At 73.1% G+C, this 16,796-nt stretch carries 13 protein-coding genes; 7 read left to right on the top strand and 6 right to left on the bottom strand.

Translation table 11 applies throughout. The features are described 5' to 3' along the window. Positions 1–23: 23 nt before the first annotated feature. Entirely contained in the window at positions 24–2,873 is a 2,850-nt protein-coding gene (locus tag AW27_RS04640) for a SpoIIE family protein phosphatase (protein ID WP_037916127.1), read from the bottom strand. 180 nt (positions 2,874–3,053) lie between these two features. Beyond that, positions 3,054–4,028 carry a cyclase family protein gene (locus tag AW27_RS04635; protein WP_037916130.1) on the bottom strand — a complete coding sequence of 325 codons (975 nt, stop codon included), beginning with the start codon at positions 4,026–4,028 and terminating at the stop codon, positions 3,054–3,056. A gap of 260 nt (positions 4,029–4,288) precedes the next feature. Between AW27_RS04635 and AW27_RS04630 the strand changes: the two genes are divergently transcribed. Together AW27_RS04630 and AW27_RS04625 are read left to right on the top strand one after the other, a co-directional pair. Further along, positions 4,289–5,434 carry a PP2C family protein-serine/threonine phosphatase gene (locus tag AW27_RS04630; protein ID WP_037916134.1) on the top strand — a complete coding sequence of 382 codons (1,146 nt, stop codon included), beginning with the start codon at positions 4,289–4,291 and terminating at the stop codon, positions 5,432–5,434. 198 nt (positions 5,435–5,632) lie between these two features. Further along, positions 5,633–7,078, top strand: a complete 1,446-nt coding sequence (locus tag AW27_RS04625) for a glyceraldehyde-3-phosphate dehydrogenase (protein WP_037916137.1) — start codon at positions 5,633–5,635, stop codon at positions 7,076–7,078. A gap of 75 nt (positions 7,079–7,153) precedes the next feature. Here the strand turns inward: AW27_RS04625 and AW27_RS04620 are convergent, their stop codons facing one another. The 3 genes from AW27_RS04620 to AW27_RS04605 form a co-directional block, all read right to left on the bottom strand. Beyond that, the gene (locus AW27_RS04620) at positions 7,154–8,344 is read right to left on the bottom strand and encodes an MFS transporter (protein ID WP_037916140.1); all 1,191 of its coding nucleotides are present in this window, start codon (positions 8,342–8,344) and stop codon (positions 7,154–7,156) included. A 42-nt stretch (positions 8,345–8,386) separates the two neighbouring features. Continuing rightward, positions 8,387–9,421, bottom strand: a complete 1,035-nt coding sequence (locus AW27_RS34345; protein ID WP_078555811.1) for an NUDIX hydrolase — start codon at positions 9,419–9,421, stop codon at positions 8,387–8,389. Between the two features lie 116 nt (positions 9,422–9,537). After that, positions 9,538–10,161 carry a LysE/ArgO family amino acid transporter gene (locus AW27_RS04605; RefSeq protein ID WP_037916143.1) on the bottom strand — a complete coding sequence of 208 codons (624 nt, stop codon included), beginning with the start codon at positions 10,159–10,161 and terminating at the stop codon, positions 9,538–9,540. A 69-nt stretch (positions 10,162–10,230) separates the two neighbouring features. Between AW27_RS04605 and AW27_RS04600 the strand changes: the two genes are divergently transcribed. The 5 genes from AW27_RS04600 (at position 10,231) to AW27_RS04580 (ending at position 15,952) form a co-directional block, all read left to right on the top strand. Next, positions 10,231–11,139 (top strand): LysR family transcriptional regulator ArgP, encoded by a 909-nt coding sequence (locus AW27_RS04600; RefSeq protein ID WP_037916146.1) that lies wholly within the window; start codon positions 10,231–10,233, stop codon positions 11,137–11,139. 30 nt (positions 11,140–11,169) lie between these two features. Beyond that, positions 11,170–11,562, top strand: a complete 393-nt coding sequence (locus AW27_RS04595) for a TOBE domain-containing protein (RefSeq protein ID WP_037916148.1) — start codon at positions 11,170–11,172, stop codon at positions 11,560–11,562. Between the two features lie 153 nt (positions 11,563–11,715). Then, entirely contained in the window at positions 11,716–12,804 is a 1,089-nt protein-coding gene (locus AW27_RS04590; RefSeq protein ID WP_106967505.1) for a magnesium and cobalt transport protein CorA, read from the top strand. A gap of 339 nt (positions 12,805–13,143) precedes the next feature. Beyond that, entirely contained in the window at positions 13,144–13,497 is a 354-nt protein-coding gene (locus tag AW27_RS04585) for a DUF805 domain-containing protein (protein WP_037916152.1), read from the top strand. A gap of 235 nt (positions 13,498–13,732) precedes the next feature. Next, entirely contained in the window at positions 13,733–15,952 is a 2,220-nt protein-coding gene (locus AW27_RS04580; RefSeq protein WP_037916154.1) for an NADP-dependent isocitrate dehydrogenase, read from the top strand. A 147-nt stretch (positions 15,953–16,099) separates the two neighbouring features. On the opposite strand, the gene AW27_RS04575 is transcribed toward AW27_RS04580, so the two are convergent. Next, complete coding sequence (locus AW27_RS04575) at positions 16,100–16,573, bottom strand: hypothetical protein (protein ID WP_157840153.1); 474 nt, start codon at positions 16,571–16,573, stop codon at positions 16,100–16,102. Positions 16,574–16,796: the final 223 nt, after the last annotated feature.

The following is a 16,796-nucleotide window of genomic DNA, read 5'->3' as shown; positions in this document are numbered from 1 at the left end:
TCGCTCATGTCCGATATTCCCGGTCATGCCGCGTCCAGGGCGCACTCGGCCCAGATGACCTTGCCGTGGGGGGTGTACCGGGTGCCCCAGGCCTGCGAGAGCTGTGCGACGAGGAACAGGCCGCGTCCGCCCTCGTCCGTGCCGGCGGCCCGCCGAAGGTGCGGGGCGGTGTTGCTGCCGTCGGAGACCTCGCAGATCAGGGCCCGGTCGTGGATCAGCCGCACCCGGATGGGCTCGCTGCCGTACCGGACCGCGTTCGTGACCAGCTCGCTGAGCACCAGCTCGGCGGCGAAACCGAGTTCGTCCAGCCCCCACGCGGCGAGCTGCCGTGTCGCGGCGCCCCGGATGCCGGAGACGAGGGACGGGTCCGGGGACATGTCCCACGTGGCGATCCGGTCGGCGGGCACGGTACGGGTGCGGGCGACGAGCAGCGCGATGTCGTCATCCGGATGGTCGGGGGCCACGGCCTCGATGACGGCCCGGCAGGTGTCCTGCGGGTTCCGGTCCGGGTGGGACAGCGCGTGGCGCAGCCGGTCGAGCGCCACGTCGACGTCGCGGTGGCGGCCGTCCACGAGCCCGTCGGTGTAGAGGACCAGCGTGCTGTGTTCGGGGAGCCGGAACTCGGCGGTCTCGAAGGGCAGGCCGCCCAGGCCCAGGGGCGGTCCGGCGGGCAGCTCGGGAAAGGCCACGGCGCCGTCGGGGTGGACCAGTGCGGGCGGGGGGTGGCCCGCCCGGGCCATCGTGCACACCCGCGACGTGGGGTCGTAGACGGCGTAGAGGCAGGTGGCCCCGACGATGCCGGTGCTGCCGGTGGCGCTCGCATCGTCCTCCTCCCGGTCCAGCCGCACCAGCAGGTTGTCCAGATGGGTGAGCAGCTCGTCCGGGGCCAGTTCCAGCTCGGCGAAGTTGCGTGCGGCGATGCGCAGTCGGCCCATCGTCGCGGCGGCGTGCACCCCGTGCCCGACGACGTCCCCCACGAGCAGGGCGACCCGGGTGCCGGAGAGGGGGATGACGTCGAACCAGTCGCCGCCCACCCCGGACTCGGCGGGCTGGTAGTGGTGGGCGACCTCCACGGCACCCTGTTCGGGGAGGGCGCGCGGGAGCAGGCTGCGCTGCAGGGCCAGGGCCAGGGTGTGCTCGCGCGTGTAGCGGCGGGCGTTGTCGATGCAGAGGGCGGCGCGGGCCGCGAGTTCCCGGGCCAGCCGGGTGTCGTCGTCCCCGAAGGGGGCCGGGTCCTGGGAGCGGTAGAAGGTGGCGATCCCGAGGAGCACGCCGCGGGCGAGCAGGGGGACGCAGATCATGGAGTGGATGTGGTGCGCCAGGATTCCCCGGGCATGGTCGAGGCCGGGGATCATCCAGCCCGGGGTGGTGGCCTGGAGGCCCGTCTCCAGAACGGCCGGCTCGCCCTCGAGGCAGCGCATGTGCGGGGTGCCGGGGTCCAGCCGCACCTGGTGGCCGACGGGATGGAAGGGGCAGTCGTCGCGGATGCCGTGGACCACCGTGCGGCGCAGGTCGGCCCCCGGGTCGGCGGACTCCTCACCGCGCAGGACGGCTCCGGGCAGGTCGACCGTGACGTAGTCGGCCAGGCGCGGCACGGCGGTCTCGGCCAGTTCCCAGGCGGTGCGGCTCACGTCCAGGGTGCTGCCGATCCGGCTGCTGGCCTCGGCCAGCAGCTCCAGTCGGCGGCGCGCGGCGACGGCGTACTTGCCCACCTCGGGCTCGCCCACCAGCACCAGGCCCCGGACCGCGCCGGGCGGGTGGGACGCGTCGTGCGGGTGGGACGCGTCGTGCGGCCCGGCCGGGCCGGCCGGGCCGGCGCTCCCGGAGTCCGCGGACCCGGCGTCGGCCGGGCCGGCGAGGTGCCAGGACAGCGATTCGGCGCGTTCCGTCGCGGCGAGGGCCAGGGTCCCGAGAGCGGAAGCGGTGGGCTTCGAGGCGGCGAGGTGGTGTGCCGGTGGGGAGTCCCCGGTGAGCACGGCCTCGACGACCACGCCCTCCACGCCGGAGGCGCTGGTGACCGGGCTGCTCAAGAGGGTGACGGCCCGTCCGTGGGACAGGGAGACCTCGACCGCGGCCCTCTGGGGGGTGCAGATGAGATCCGTCGCCTTCTCCTTGAGGACCATCTGGTCCTGCCGGTCGAGCCCGCCGCCGGTGAACTCCTCCAGTCCGATCAGCCGCCCGTCGTCGGCGCCGGGTTCCTCGCCGCCGGTGCGCAGCCTGGCCCCGAGATAGGTCCGCAGCAGGGCGCGCTCGCGCTCCGAACCCTGCTCCACGAGGCGGTGCTCGATGGACTCCGCCGCCCGGCGGACCAGGACGGCCAGGGCCGGGTCCTCGTAGCTGCGCGGGTATCCGAAGCAGAGGACGCCGACGACGTGGCCGCTGAACTGGTCGCGGATCGGAGTCGCCGAGCAGGCGTTCGACTGAGACCGCTCGGCGAAGTGCTCGGCGCCGTAGACCTGGCAGAGTCGCCGCTCGGCGAGCGCGAGGCCGATGCCGTTGGTGCCCGCGTAACGCTCGGCTAAGACGAAGCCGGGGACGCTCTGGATCGGCGGCAGCCGGCCGGCGAGGGCGGGCTCCCCGAACCGGCGCTGCAGCACCGTCCCGTTCCCGTCGGCGAGCGAGATGTTCATCTGGCTGCCCGAGAACCTGGTCTGAAGCTGGTCGAGGACCGGCACGGCGGCCCGTACGAGCCGGCTGTCGGGGTCGAAGTCATCGGTGTACGGGAGGTCCGCCTGCTCGGGCGAGAGCCCCAGCATCCGGCTGCGCCGCCACGAGTTCAGGATGGGGCCGCGGACGCTGCCCTCGACGGACTCGCCCAGCAGAAACCGCTCACGGGGGCGTACGGGGCTGATCCGGCCTCCCGTGACTCCCATCTGCACCACTTCCCCTTGCCGAGCCGCCTACCGCGCCGGGACGTTCGCACGGGGCGAATGCTTTTCGAGTATATTCCTCCGCTTTTAAATCAATGGGGCGGCGAGGATCCGCTCTTGCAGCGCGGCCCTTCCCCGCGGGCCCGCTACCCCGCGGGCCCGCTACCCCATGGGCCCGCCACCTCACAGGACCGCCACCGGGTTGACCGGCGAGCCCGTCCCGCCCGGCACCCGCAGGGGCGACACGACGATCATGAACTCATGCCTGCCCGCCTCGGCGCAGGCGGCGGACAGGGCCTCCAGGTCCAGGTTGTCCAGGAGCGGCACCCCCATGGCCGCGACGGCCAGCGCGTGGACGGGGGAGTGCACGCCCTCCACCGGTGAGGGGCGCACGTCGCTGTCTCCGTCGGCGCCGAGCAGGGCGATCGCGCGCCCGGCCAGCAACGGCACGGCGTCCACGTGGAAGCCCGCGCTCGCGGTGCCGGTGTCCCAGGGGCCCCGCTCGCGGCGCCTGCGGAAGCGGCCGGAACGCAGCAGTACCGCGCAGCCCTCGTCGATCGTCACCCCGAGCGCCCGCTCCGCGGTGACGAGGTCCCGCGCGCGGACCGCGTGGCCCGGCTCCAGCCAGGCGGCGCCCAGGACGGCCGGCAGATCCAGGAGCACACCCTTGGTGACCAGCGGGCCGAGCGCCTCCACCGAACCGAAACGGGCGCCCCCGGCGTCCACGGATTCCCGCGCCGGGCGGCCGTCGTAGAGCCGCCCCCGATAGGCGACGTGGGACAGCGCGTCCAGGTGGCTCACGGCCTTGCCGTGGTAGTCGGCGGCGATGAAGTCCTTGTGCGTGGCCGGCTCCGGAGCCTCCACATCGCCGAGGTCGGACATGTAGTGCAGGGCCGGCCTGCTGTTGTCCGGCCCCGCGCGGGTGTCCCACGGCAGGCCCAGCTGCACCGTCGTGCCGGACCGTACCAGGGCGGCGGCGCGCCGCACGTGGTCCCCGGTGACCCGGTTCCACGCGCCGCGGTCGGCCGCGGACCACGTGCCCCAGGTCCTGACCGAGGCGAACAGGTCATCGAACTCGGCGCGCGACACCGTGGGCCCGTCGCGGCCGGGGCGGGCGCCGGGCGGGGCGGCGGGTTCGTCCGAGGGACCGTTGCTCATCTGCTGCCCACCTGTCGTTTGCTGCCCACCCGTCGCTCCTCGGCTGATCCGATCCGGTCGAAGCCGGAGCGGAGCGGCTCGCGCCCCTCTGCTCCTGTGCGCGTAGGCAAGGACTTCCCCGCGGGGCTGCCGGGCCACGCCCGGGACGCCGCAAGGTCGGCCGTACGGCGGCGCGACCGGCGGGGGCGGGGGCGGTGCCGGCGGCGCGTGCCGGCCGCGGCGAGTGGCGGCGAGGACCACCGGCGGCGCAGTCTGTAAGCATGCGGGTGCCCATCCGGCCTTCTCCGGGACCGGGAGGCGGCGGCCACCACCAGGTCCTCTTCGTCGTCGCGAAGTGCGTACCCTTCGCGATCGCGCTCCTGGTGCTGGCCATCGAGTTCACGCCCGCACACGTCCTCTACACAGGCCCCTTCCTGGTCGCCACGCCCGCGCTGGCCGCGGTGACGATGGGCCCCGCGGGCACCCTGGCCGCGGCCGGCCTGGCCGTGGCCGTGAGCGTGGCCACGGCCACGTACAACCACGCCTGGGGCAGTCAGCAGGTCTACAGCAACTTCATCGCCCTCTTCCTGGTGGCGCTGGCCAGCGCCACCACCAGCCGGATGGCCCGGGCGCGCAGCGCGAGCGAGCTGAGCCAGGTCCGGCGGATCGCCTCGGCAGCCCAGAGGGTCCTGCTGCGGCCCGTCCCCGAGCGGCTGGGCCCGCTCCGCGCGGCCAGCCTGTACGTGGCGGCCGAGAAGGGCGCGCAGATCGGCGGGGACCTGTACGAGGCCATGGAGACCCGGTACGGGATCCGGATGATCGTGGGCGACGTCCGGGGGAAGGGCCTGCCCGCCGTACGCACGGCCGCGGCCGTGCTGGGCGCCTTCCGGGAGGCCGTGCACTACGAGCACGATCTGGTCGACGTCGTCAGGCACTGCGAGGCGGCCTTGCGCCGGGACGCCGCCGTGCCGGGCGCGGTCGACGAGGAGGCGCTCGTGGAGGGGTTCGTGACCGCGGTGGTGGCCCAGGTGCCGGACGGGCACGTGGTCGAGGTGGTCAACCGCGGCCATCCGCCGCCGCTGCTGCTGCGCGACGGAAGGGTCAGGGCACTCATGCCCGGAACGCCGCTGCCGCCGCTGGGCCTCGGCGAGTTCATCGCCGGCCCTCCCGGCACCAGGGAAAGCTACCCCTTCCTGCCCGGCGACCGCCTGCTGCTGCACACCGACGGCGTCAACGAGGCCCGCGACCGGGAGAACGCGTTCTTCGCCCTCCCCGAGGCCGTCGAGGCGATGCCCGACCGCAGCCCCCGGGAGTTCCTGGACCGGCTGTGCCAGGCGCTGGTCCGGCACACCGAGGGCCGGCTGGAGGACGACGTCGCGATGATCCTCGTCGACCGTGTCGACGAGGACGAGGGGCCGTCCCGGTGACCCGCGTGCGGTGGCTCCTGGTGCGCGGCGAACGCGGCAATCCCGGGCTGAGGATGCGCGGGCGGTTCTGAACGGGGTCGCACAGCCGGCGGAAACCGACTGAACCGGGGCATTGTCCCCTCGCGCGGGTACCCCTCAAGCGGCCCATGAGTCGTGGGGTTAGCATATGAGCGCCGCCTAGCTCGAAAGATAAAGCCTGTGACTGTCAACGAGGACTCGTTCACCAACTGGAACCACCGCGAGGAGATCGCGGAGGCGATGATCCCGATCATCGGGAAGCTGCACCGGGAGCGGGACGTCAACATCCTGCTCCACAGCCGCTCCCTGGTGAACAAATCGGTGGTCAGCATCCTCAAGACCCACCGCTTCGCCCGGCAGATCGACGGCGAGGAGCTGTCGGTCACCGAGACCATGCCGTTCCTGCGGGCGCTCACCGCGCTGGACCTCGGTCCCTCCCAGATCGACCTCGGCATGCTCGCCGCCACCTACAAGGCCGACGACCACGGCCTGTCGGTCGAGGAGTTCACCGCCCAGGCCGTCGCCGGAGCCACGGGCGAGAACAAGCTGGAGCGCAGCGGGGGCCGCGACGTCGTCCTGTACGGCTTCGGCCGCATCGGCCGCCTGGTCGCCCGTCTGCTCATCGAGAAGGCCGGCTCCGGCAAGGGCCTGCGCCTGCGGGCCATCGTCGTCCGCGGCGGCGGCGACCAGGACCTGGTCAAGCGCGCCTCGCTGCTGCGCCGCGACTCGATCCACGGCCAGTTCCAGGGCACGATCACCGTGGACGAGGCCAACAGCACCATCGTCGCCAACGGCAACGCGATCAAGGTGATCTACGCCAACGACCCCTCCGAGGTCGACTACACGGCGTACGGCATCAAGGACGCCATCCTCATCGACAACACGGGCAAGTGGCGCGACCGCGAGGGCCTGTCCAAGCACCTGCGCCCCGGCATCGACAAGGTCGTCCTGACGGCCCCCGGCAAGGGCGACGTCCCGAACATCGTGCACGGCGTCAACCACGACACCGTCAAGCCGGACGAGCGGATCCTGTCCTGCGCGTCCTGCACCACCAACGCGATCGTCCCGCCGCTGAAGGCCATGGACGACGAGTACGGCGTGCTGCGCGGCCACGTCGAGACCGTCCACTCGTTCACGAACGACCAGAACCTGCTGGACAACTACCACAAGGCCGACCGCCGCGGCCGCAGCGCGCCGCTGAACATGGTCATCACCGAGACCGGCGCCGCCTCCGCCGTCGCGAAGGCACTGCCGGACCTCAAGGCCCCCATCACCGGCAGCTCGATCCGCGTCCCCGTCCCGGACGTCTCGATCGCCATCCTCAGCCTGCGCCTGGGCCGCGAGACCACCCGCGAGGAGGTCCTCGACCACCTGCGCGACGTCTCGCTGAACTCGCCGCTGAAGCGTCAGATCGACTTCACCACGGCCCCCGACGCCGTCTCCATGGACTTCGTCGGCTCGCGCCACGCGTCCATCGTCGACGCCGGCGCCACCAAGGTCGACGGCGACAACGCGATCCTCTACCTCTGGTACGACAACGAGTTCGGCTACTCGTGCCAGGTCATCCGCGTGGTCCAGCACGTCTCCGGCGTGGAGTACCCGACCTACCCGGCCCCGGCGGTCTGATCCCGCCCGGCCCCGTCGACACCGCCGCCCCGCCGCTCCGTGCCGCGGGGCGGCGGTGTTGGCGCCCCGCGGCGCTCACGCGTCCGCGGGCACCGGCCGCCGCAGCAGGTAGCCGGCCGCGGCCGCGACCAGCGCGGCCATGCACACGATGAACACCAGCCCGGCGCCCTCCAGGCCGATCGGTTCCACCAGCAGTCCCACGCCGATCACGGGTACGGAGATGCCCGCGTAGGCCACGACGAACAGCGTCGAGACCACCGCCGCGCGCCGGTCCGGCGGCGAGGCCGCGGTGACCGCCGACAGCGCCCCGCGGAAGGCCAGCCCCTGTCCGCCCCCGCCGACCAGCGCGCTCGCCACCACCAGGGCCAGCAGGTCCCACATCAGCGCGCCCGCCAGCAGCGCCAGCCCGGCCAGCAGCCCCGCGCAGCCCAGCGGCAGCGACCGCCGCACCCCGACCCGCCCGACCGCCAGCTGACCGGCGGTCGAGGCGAAGAAGGCCAGCGCGACGACCAGCCCGCTCACGGCCCGGTCGTGCACGTCGAGGGACTGCGCGAGGAAGGCCGGGCTGACCGAGGTGAACACCCCGAACAGCGCGAAGCCCGCGAACGCGGCGATCGCCGCCGGCCCGAACACCGACCGCACCTGCGGGGGCACACCGGGCCGCTGCGGTCGTACGGTGCGCAGCGGCCGCAGCTCCCGTACGGTCTCGTCCAGGCCCAGGAGGACGGCGGCCGACACCGCCACCAGGAACAGGTGCACGGCGAACGGCAGGTACAGCGGCCAGGGGGCGTACTGTGCGAGCACGCCGGCGAGCAGGGGGCCGCAACCGAGCCCGCCCATGGTGGCCGCCGTCGCCACGAACGTGGCCCGGGAGGATCCGCCGGGCGGCGCCAGCTCCATGACGTAGACCGTGGCGGCCCCCGTGAACAGTCCTGCCGACAGCCCGGACAACAGCCGCCCCGCGAACAGCCAGCCCGTCGCGGTGGCGCACAGGAAGCAGACGGCGCTGGCCGCGGAGAAGCCCAGGCCCGCCAGGAGCACCGGCCGCCGGCCCACGGCGTCCGAGGCGTTGCCCGCCAGCAGCAGCACACCGATGACCCCGAAGGCGTACACGGCGTACACGACGGTGACCATCAGCTCGGAGAACCCGAACTTCTCCTGGTACAGGCCGTAGAGCGGAGTCGGCAGCGTGGTGCCGGCCATGCACACCGCGAACACCGCCCCGCCGAGCAAGCACTGGCGCCACCCTCGGCGATCACCGTCCATGCCGCCGACGGTAACCCGGGCCCTGCTGCCCCGCAGGCCGGGTCACAGGCGGCCCGCGTGGAGCTCCAGCGGTCCCGCGCCGCTGGCCCGGGCGTCGAGGCAAGCGGTGATCTGGCGCCGCAGCGCGCCCTTGACCAGGGTGCGGAGCTCGTCGGGCGCGACGGTGCGCCACTGCAGCAGTTCGGCGGGGTCCAACCGGATCCGGGCCAGCTCCGGGGCGTCGAGGACGCCGCCGTCGTAGAGGAAGCGGATGCGGGCCGGACGGCCCGGCTTGTGCGACCAGTTCACGGCGAGCAGGCGGCCCGGGGCCAGATCGAGGCCGAGCTCCTCGCGGACCTCCCGTCGGGCGGCGGCGCGCGGGATCTCGCCGAGGTCGCTGTCGATGCCGCCGCCGGGCAGGTTCCAGCGGTCGGTGCGGCCGTACGCGGGCTGCACCAGCAGGATCCGGCCGTCGGCGGAGGTGAAGAGCACGCTGGCCGCGGTCAGGGCCTTCGGCCGGCTGGCCCGGTGGCTGGCCGCGTCGAGCACGCCCGCGTGCTCCAGGGCCGCGCGCCGGGCCGGATCCAGGCCGGCCGGCGAGCCGGGGTGGGGTACACCGTCGACGAGGTGGGCGAAGGAGCCGGCGTACAGGGCGGCCAGCCCGGCGCGCAGCCGGGTCGCGGCCCGGGCGGGCAGGACCGCGCAGGCCTCCTCCGGCCGCAGCCAGCGGGCCTGCGTGATCCCGCCGCCGGTGGAGGAGAGCCCCGCGGCCTCCGGGGGCGCGACCGGCCCGACGAGGTGGACATGCACGATCAGGGAGCGGCCGAGCGGGCCCGGCGGCCTGGAGTCCACCGCCAGCAGCCGGCCCACCGGGGCGCCGAGGTCCAGCTCCTCCCACAGCTCGCGGGCCAGCCCCTGCTCCGGCGTCTCGGTGTCCGCCACCCTGCCGCCCGGCAGCTCCGGACCGGTCTGGTAGGAGCCGGTGAGCACGAGGACCCGCCCGTGGGTGTCCAGGACGATCCCGGTGGCGGTCACGAGCGGCGCCGGCCGGTCGGCGTCGTACGCGTGCACCGCGTCGGGGGAGGGGCGGTCGGGCACGGGCGGTCTCCTGGGACTCGGGGCGTCGGCAGGAGACTATGCCGGGCCCGGGACCCGGGGCGGTTTCGGCATGCCGGGTCCGGTACGGGGACCGGCCCGCGCGGCGCAGCCGGGACTCACGCACGGGCCAGGAGGAGGCCGCCCATCGTGACCATGGTTGCCGCGAGCAGCCCGTCCATGACCCGCCAGGCCGCGGGACGGGACAGCAGGCCGCTCAGCAGCCGGGCCCCGTAGCCCAGGCCGGTGAACCAGGTCAGGCTCGCCAGGCCCGCCCCGAGGCCGAAGGCCCAGCGCAGGTCGCCGCGGTCGGCGGCGAGGGAGCCGACGAGCAGCACGGTGTCCAGGTAGACGTGCGGGTTGAGCCAGGTCATGGCCAGGCAGGTCAGCACGGCCCGGCGGGCGGATCCGGAGGTTGCCCCCTCCGCGGTGAGGGCGGCGCCGGGGGTGGGTCGCAGCACCCGGCGGGCGGCGAGTGCTCCGTAGCAGACGAGGAAGCTCCCCCCGGCCAGCCCCACGACGGTCAGCGCGGCCGGCCAGGCGGTGACGAAGGCCCCGACGCCGGCGACGCCCAGGGCGATCAGGAGCGCGTCGGACAGCGCGCAGATGGCGACCACGGCGAGCACCGCGTGTCGGCGCACGCCCTGACGGAGGACGAAGGCGTTCTGCGCGCCGATGGCGACGATGAGGGAGAGTCCGGTGCCGAAGCCGGCCAGGGCCGCGGTGGTGATGCCGTGTGTCATGGCTCCGACCGTAGGCAGCCTGCGCCGTTCAGTACAGCTAAAGATTTTTACGTACCATTAGCCGTTGTGATGGATGAGCTTCCCCTGGACCAGGTGCGCACGCTGCTCGCCGTGGTGGACGAGGGCACCTTCGACGCGGCGGCGGCCGCCCTGCACGTGACGCCCTCTGCGGTCAGCCAGCGGGTGAAGGCCCTGGAGCAGCGCACCGGGCGGGTGCTGCTGATGCGGACCAAGCCGGTGCGGGCTACGGAATCCGGGGAGGTGGTGGTCCGCTTCGCCCGGCAACTGGCCCGGCTGGAGCGGGACGCGCGCGCCGACCTGGGCATGGCCGACGCGGGAGGCCCGGTGCGCCTGCCGATCGCGGTGAACGCGGACTCCCTCGCGACGTGGTTCCTGCCGGCCCTCACGCACGTCCCGCAGGATCCGCCGGTCTGCATCGAGCTGCGCCGCGAGGACGAGGCGCACACGACGGCGCTGCTGCGCGAGGGGCAGGTGATGGCCGCGGTGACCTCGTCCCCGGACCCGGTGGCCGGGTGCAGCGTCCGCATGCTGGGCCTGGCCCGGTACCTGCCGACGGCGAGCCCGGCGTTCGCCGCCCGGTACCTGGCGGGCACGCCGGAGCGGGACCTGCGCAGGGCGCCGACGATCGTCTTCGACCGCAAGGACGACCTCCAGGACATCTTCGTCCGCTCGCTGACCGGGGACGCCACGGCGGGCGCGGGGCCGGTGCGGCACCACGTGCCGACATCGGAGGGTTTCCGTGACGCGGTCGTCGCGGGGCTGGGGTGGGGGTTGGTGCCCGAACAACAGGCGGGCCCGCTCGTGCGCACCGGGGATCTGGTGCTGGTGGCGCCCCGGCGGCCGTTGGACGTACCGCTGTACTGGCAGCAGTGGAAGCTGGACTCCCCGGCCCTTTCGACGGTGGCGGACGTGGTCGCGGCAGCGGCCGCGGAGGCGCTGCGCAGCCCCACGCCCTGAGCGCCGGGGCACCGCATAGGCTTGCCGGCCATGGAGTCCTACACGATCGGCCAGGCGGCCCGGTTGCTCGGCGTCAGCGTCGACACGGCCCGGCGCTGGGCGGACGCCGAACGTTTCCCCACCCGCCGCGAGGGCACCCGCAGGATGGTGGACGGGCCCGACCTGGCCGCGTTCTGCGTCGAGGCCGCTCAGGAGGGCGGTGAGGGGGAGGAGGCCCCGTACACCTCGGCGCGCAACGCCTTCCCGGGCATCGTCACCGGGGTGAAGCTCGGCACGGTCGACGCGCAGGTGGAGATCCAGGCCGGCCCGCACCGCATCGTGTCGCTGCTGACGCGGGAGGCGGTGGAGGAGCTCGGCCTGGAGGTGGGTGCGCGGGCCACGGCGCGGGTGAAGTCGACCAGTGTGTTCATCGACCGGGTCTGAACCGGGTCTGAACCGGGTCTGAAACGCCGCCGGAGGGGCCGGAGGTCGGCGGGCGGTCGGCGGGCGGTGGCCGGGCGGGCGGCCCCGGCGCGAGCCGGCCGTCCGGCGCCGGTGGCAGACTGGCCGCTGATCAGGGGAAGGTGAGTGGGGGCGTTGTTCAAGTTCAGCAACCTGCGCCGGGTCGTCCGCCGCGGCTACCGGCGGACCGTCGACCTCAGCCACCCCGCCCGCTCCCCCCTCGGCAGCGCGGTCGTCAACTGCCTGGTCTACCGGGACGGTGTGCGGGAGGCGGACTGCGCGGACGCCGGGGAGGCGCTGCGCCGGGTCCGCAAGACGGGCGACGGTTTCGTCTGGATCGGCCTGCACGAGCCGGCGCAGTCGGAACTCGCCGGGCTCGCGGAGCTGTTCGACCTGCACGCCCTGGCCGTCGAGGACGCCGTGCACGCGCACCAGCGGCCCAAGGTGGAACGCTACGGCGACACGCTGTTCTCCGTCTTCAAGACCGTGCGCTACCTGGGGCGCGAGGAGTTGACCGCGGGCGGCGAGGTGGTGGAGACCGGCGAGCTGATGGCCTTCACCGGCCAGGACTTCGTCGTCACCATCCGGCACGGCGGCCGCAGCACGCTGGGGCCGGTGCGCGAGCAGCTGGAAGCCGCCCCGGACCAGCTGCTCCTGGGGCCCGCGGCGGTCCTGCACGCCATGGCCGACCACGTGGTCGACGACTACGTGGCCGTCACGGACGCCGTGCAGAACGACATCGACGCCGTGGAGACCGCGGTGTTCAGCGAGAACGGAGGTCGCGGCGATGCCGGCCGGATCTACCAGCTCAAGCGCGAACTCCTCGAACTGCGGCGGGCGATGGCCCCGCTGGGCCGCCCGCTCCAACAGCTCGCCACGCAGCCGATACCGGTCGTCCCGCCGGAGATCCGCGCGTACTTCAGGGATGTGGCCGACCACGTCACCCGGGCCACCGAGCAGATCGGCGCCTACGACACCCTCCTGGACTCCATCCTCCAGGCCCACCTCGCGCAGGTGACGGTCGCCCAGAACGAGGACATGCGCAAGATCACGGCATGGGCGGCCATCGTGGCGGTCCCCACCATGGTCTGCGGGGTCTACGGCATGAACTTCGAGCACATGCCGGAACTCCACTGGAGGTACGGCTACCCGCTCGTCCTCGGCGTCATGGCGCTCGCCTGCTTCGCCATCCACCGCGGCTTCCGCCGCAACGGCTGGCTCTGACACGGCCCGAGGAATCGCCGCCGCCCGCGCGGCCCCGGGGCGGCACCGCGACCGCGCCCCCGAAGGCCGTCCGCGGTGTCGCGACGTGGTAACGATGTGGGTAACGATCGGGGCGGTGCGCGGGGTGTCAAGTAGGCCTTGCACGGCGACGTTTCGGACGTTGCGGGACATGGCGCCGCGACGGTGTCCCGAATTCGTGGCCCCGGTGCCGGAAATCGGGCGGTCCGGCCGAATGTGGGGTCCCTGGAAGTGGCTTGACCTCGACGTAAGGGGGGCATAAGTTCTGCCCCGGCTTGCTCCAGCAGGACGGGCCGAACCAACCGTCCTCTGGGGGGACCCGTGAACTACTACCTCGACGTTCTGAAGAAGTACGCCGACTTCTCCGGCCGCGCGCGCCGCCAGGAGTACTGGATGTTCTTCCTCTTCCAGCTCGCCGCGCTGATCATCGTCTCGATCCTGGACGCCGTCCTCGGCACCTCCCCGTGGCTGTACATGCTCTACGCGCTGGGCACCCTCCTCCCGAACCTCGGTGTGACGGTCCGCCGCCTGCACGACACCGGCAAGTCGGGCTGGTGGGTCCTCATCTCCTTCGTTCCGCTCGTCGGCTTCATCTGGCTGATCGTCCTGCTGGCCACCGCCGGTCAGCAGCAGCCGAACGAGTACGGCCAGGACCCGAAGGTCCTCGCCGCCTGATCAGGCGTGCAGGCCCGGTCAGGGCTTGATGTGCCCGAGCGCCGCCCCGGCTGGGAACAGCCCGGGGCGGCGCTCGCGGCATTTCGGGGGAGCGGTCCGGTGCCGCGCGCCGGCCGCGTGACATGCGTCTCTCCCCCTGGCGGCCGGGGGCTGTGCTGACCGGCCCGAACACGAGATATCTTGATGTCGAGCAATGTTGCAGACGAGAGACGCAGACTGTGGAGCGGAGCATCCGGTGACTGACTCGACCATCATCTACACGCACACTGACGAGGCCCCGGCCCTCGCGACGTATTCCTTCCTGCCTGTGATCCAGGCGTACGCGTCGACGGCCGGTGTGAACGTCGAGACCCGTGACATCTCCCTGGCCGGTCGGATCATCGCCGTGTTCCCCGAGTACCTCGAGGAGAGCCAGCGGATCGCCGACGCCCTCGCCGAGCTCGGCGAGCTGGCGAAGACCCCGGAAGCCAACATCATCAAGCTTCCGAACATCTCGGCTTCGATCCCGCAGCTGAAGGCCGCGATCGCCGAGCTCCAGGGCCAGGGCTACGCCCTCCCGGACTACCCGGACGACCCGAAGACCGACCAGGAGCGCGACGTCCGCGCCCGCTACGACAAGGTCAAGGGCAGCGCCGTCAACCCGGTTCTGCGCGAGGGCAACTCCGACCGCCGCGCCCCCGGCTCGGTCAAGAACTACGCCAAGACGCACCCGCACCGCATGGGCGCCTGGACCACCGAGTCGAAGACGAACGTCGCCACCATGGGCGCGAACGACTTCCGCTCCACCGAGAAGTCCGTCGTCGTCGCCGAGGCCGGCACCCTGCGCATCGAGCACGTCGCCGCCGACGGCGCCACCACCGTGCTGCGCGAGTCCGTCCCCGTCCTCGCCGGAGAGGTCGTCGACGCGTCCGTCATGCACGTCGACGCGCTGCGCACCTTCCTCAACGACCAGATCGGGCGCGCCAAGGCCGAGGGCGTCCTGTTCTCGGTGCACCTCAAGGCCACGATGATGAAGGTCTCCGACCCGATCATCTTCGGCCACGTGGTCCGCGCCTTCCTGCCGAAGACCTTCGCCCGTTACGGCGAGACCCTCGCCGCCGCCGGCCTGTCGCCCAACGACGGCCTCGGCGCGATCCTGAACGGTCTGGGCTCCCTGCCCGACGGCGACGCCATCAAGGCCTCCGTCGATGCGGAGATCGCCGAGGGCCCGGCCCTCGCCATGGTGGACTCCGACAAGGGCATCACCAACCTGCACGTGCCGTCCGACGTCATCGTCGACGCCTCCATGCCGGCCATGATCCGCACCTCGGGGCACATGTGGGGCCCCGACGGCAACGAGGCCGACACCCTCGCCGTCCTCCCGGACAGCAGCTACGCCGGTGTCTACCAGGTCGTCGTCGACGACTGCCGCGCCAACGGCGCCTTCGACCCCGCCACCATGGGCTCGGTGCCGAACGTCGGCCTCATGGCCCAGAAGGCCGAGGAGTACGGCAGCCACGACAAGACCTTCGAGATCGCCGCCGCGGGCACCGTCCGCGTCGTCGACGCCGCGGGCAACGCGATCATCGAGCAGGAGGTCGCCGCCGGAGACATCTTCCGCGCCTGCCAGACCAAGGACCTGCCGATCCAGGACTGGGTCAAGCTCGCTGTCACCCGGGCCCGCGCCACCGGCGCCCCGGCCGTCTTCTGGCTCGACGAGACCCGCGCCCACGACGCGCAGCTGATCGCCAAGGTCAGGACGTACCTCGCGGACCACGACACCGAGGGTCTGGCCATCGAGATCCTCTCCCCGGTCGAGGCCACGAAGTTCTCCCTGGAGCGCATCCGCCGCGGCGAGGACACCATCTCGGTGACCGGCAACGTGCTGCGCGACTACCTGACCGACCTCTTCCCGATCCTGGAGCTGGGCACCAGCGCCAAGATGCTGTCGGTCGTCCCGCTCATGAACGGCGGCGGGCTCTTCGAGACCGGTGCCGGCGGCTCCGCGCCGAAGCACGTCCAGCAGCTGGTCAAGGAGAACTACCTGCGCTGGGACAGCCTGGGCGAGTTCTTCGCGCTGGCGGCCAGCTTCGAGCACCTCGCGACCACCACCGGCAACGCCCGCGCCCAGGTGCTGGCCGACACCCTGGACCGCGCGACCGGCACCTTCCTCAACGAGGACAAGTCGCCGAGCCGCAAGCTGGGCGGCATCGACAACCGCGGCAGCCACTTCTACCTCGCCCTGTACTGGGCGCAGGAGCTGTCCCGCCAGATCGACGACCCGAAGCTGGCCGCGGCGTTCGAGCCGCTGGCCAAGACCCTCGCCGAGCGCGAGGAGGCCATCGTCGGCGAGCTCATCGCGGTGCAGGGTTCCCCGGCCGACATCGGCGGCTACTACCAGCCCGACGCCACCAAGGCCGCGGCGATCATGCGCCCGTCCGCGACCCTCAACGAGGCGCTCGGCCTGCTCGGCTGACGTCCGCTGACACGCTCCGCCCCGGCCGGGCCCTGTGCCCGGCCGGGGCGGTCCCGCGTTCGCGGCCCCGTGTGCGCGGTCCCGTTGTGGCGGAGCCTTTTGTGCAGCCCGGTCCGCCCGGGAGGACCGGGTCCCAGGGTCCCGGGCTCAGAGCCGGTGGATGCGTTCCTGGTCGAATGCCAGCGGGGACCGTCCGGCGGCCAGGATCCGCAGCCCCGGGGCCACGGTCAGCAGGGTGCGCAGCCAGGCCAGGGCGTCCTGGCCGAGCTGCTCGGTGCCGTCCAGGACGAGCAGCATGTCCCGCTCGGCCAGCCAGGACGCCGCGTACCTCGTCGTCCCGCAGGGCGGCGGCGCAGGTACGCCGGGTACGGAGCCCAGCTCGGCCGTCAGTTCGCGGACGCCGTAGCCGCCTTCCAGCGGGTCGAGGTCGACGACCGCCACCCCGTCGCAGAAGTTGGACGCCAGCCGCCGGGCGATCTCCCGTACCAGCAGGCTCCGCGGCTCGCGGAATCCGCCCGCCACCGTCAGCACCCGTCCCCGCCGGACGGCGGTGAGCAGCCGGGACATCTCGGCGGACGTCGCCGGGAGCCTTCCGGCCGACCCCGATTCCCTCATCGGCACGATGCCCCCCATCGCATGCGTGACCACGTGCGGCCGTACCCCAGGGATCTTTCGCTCGCGTGACGACGATTATGCGCCACTTGCGCAGTATCGCTAGGGGAATGTCGCATTCCGATCCGGCGGTCCGCTGCCGCCCAGGTCAGACCCGCCCCCTCCCGCGGCCCGGCGGGTCGCCGCCGGTCCCGGAGACGCGGCGCCGCCGTCCCCGCCGTCCCCGCCGGCA

Origin of the sequence: Streptomyces sp. PCS3-D2 (assembly GCF_000612545.2) — a bacterium.
Lineage (GTDB): Bacteria > Actinomycetota > Actinomycetes > Streptomycetales > Streptomycetaceae > Streptomyces.
This window is presented reverse-complemented; position numbering and strand designations above follow the sequence as displayed.